The following is a 1,522-nucleotide window of genomic DNA, read 5'->3' on the forward strand; positions in this document are numbered from 1 at the left end:
GCCTGCGCCTGTACAGGGCGAACAGCCGGCGGAACCTACAAAAAAACCTGCCGCCGAGCAGCCTGGCGCCGAGGGGCCTGCATCAAAGCAGCCTGTGACTGGAGAGCAACCTTCAACCGACCAGCAGCCTCCAGCCTCCGAAAAGCCAGCCAATGGTGAGCCGGCGGCGCCCATCCAAAGCGAAAAGCCAGTCCAGGGCGAGGCGCCAGCAGATCCGAACGCCGCACCCGTGCTTGACAGCGAAAAGGATGCAAAACGTCCGGGCAAGGACGGCAAACCGCCTGCTCAGCAGAGCGATGGGGGTCAGGCCCCGGCGCCCACCGCTGCCCCCGCAGAGGCCGGACCACCCCCTGCAGACGACAAGTCAGCGCAGCAGGAGATCAAGCCGGAGAAGATCGTTCCGGTGACGAATGAAAAGGGCACTCGCCGTGAAAAGGCGCCTGATACCCAAGCGCCGGAACGTCCGAAAGGCGCCGATGTCCTCACGGAAATTGGCGGCCGGGTCATCATCCAGTTCAACAACCAGACGATAGTCGAGAGCAACGAAGCACCGCGCATGAACCGTGGTGCCAAGGACGTGTATTATGAGGATTTGCCGGGCAGCCGCACACGCGAGACGATCGTTCGCGACAACGGCAACCAAATCGTCACCATCCGCAACCGCAATGGAGACGTTATCCAGCGCTCCCGCATCACGCCCGACGGTCGCGAGTATGTGTTGAGCTATGTCGACGAGCGGTATTATCAGGACGTGCAGGATTGGCGCGATCCTGGAGATGACTTGCCGCCGATGCGGCTAACCATCCCGCGCAAGCAATACATCCTGGAGTCGGATTTGGTAGAGGATCCTGGCGACTACTACACCTTCCTCGAGCAACCGCCGGTGGAAAAAGTCCAGCGCCTCTACTCGGTCGACGAGGTCAAGCGCTCGGCGCGTGTGCGCGATATCGCCCGGCGCGTTGATCTCGACACGTTGAATTTCGAGTCCGGTTCGGCCGCGATCTCGGACAGCGAAGTCAAAAAGCTGCAAGGGGTTGCGGACGCAATGGAGCGCCTGCTGAAGAAGAACCCGGCGGAAACCTTCTTGATCGAAGGCCACACCGATGCTGTCGGTAGCGACAATGCGAACCTGGCGTTGTCCGACCAGCGAGCCGAGGCAGTTGCCGAGGCCCTCACCAACGCCTTTGGCATCGCGCCAGAGAACCTGACGACCCAAGGCTACGGCGAGCGCTATCTTAAGGTGAACACGACAGGGCCCGAAAGACAGAACCGCCGCGTCGCTATTCGCCGCATCACGCCGCTTGTGGCGCCCATCGCCAGCGCCAACTAACCAGGACAATCTCGCGATTCGGTAAAGCTCGCCGAATCGCGAGACCGTTACCAGCCAAGGCGCCGGCTCTAATCAAAATGGTGGCCGGCGCTGGTGGTTGAAGCGGGATTTGAACGTTCCCGGAATTTACCCGCTGGCTGCGTAGTGCGCGCGGAGCTTGGGCGTCCGGAGGTAATCAAGCATGGACATCGC

The 1,522-nt window shown here is 61.5% G+C and carries 1 protein-coding gene; it reads left to right on the top strand.

The window, feature by feature from the left end:
- The coding region (locus EN932_RS35820) for an OmpA family protein (protein WP_245483399.1) at positions 1-1,330 on the top strand (1,330 nt) is incomplete at its 5' end.
- Positions 1,331-1,522: the final 192 nt, after the last annotated feature.

The organism is Mesorhizobium sp. M7A.F.Ca.US.002.01.1.1, assembly GCF_004022955.1.
Taxonomy (GTDB): Bacteria; Pseudomonadota; Alphaproteobacteria; order Rhizobiales; family Rhizobiaceae; genus Mesorhizobium; species Mesorhizobium ciceri.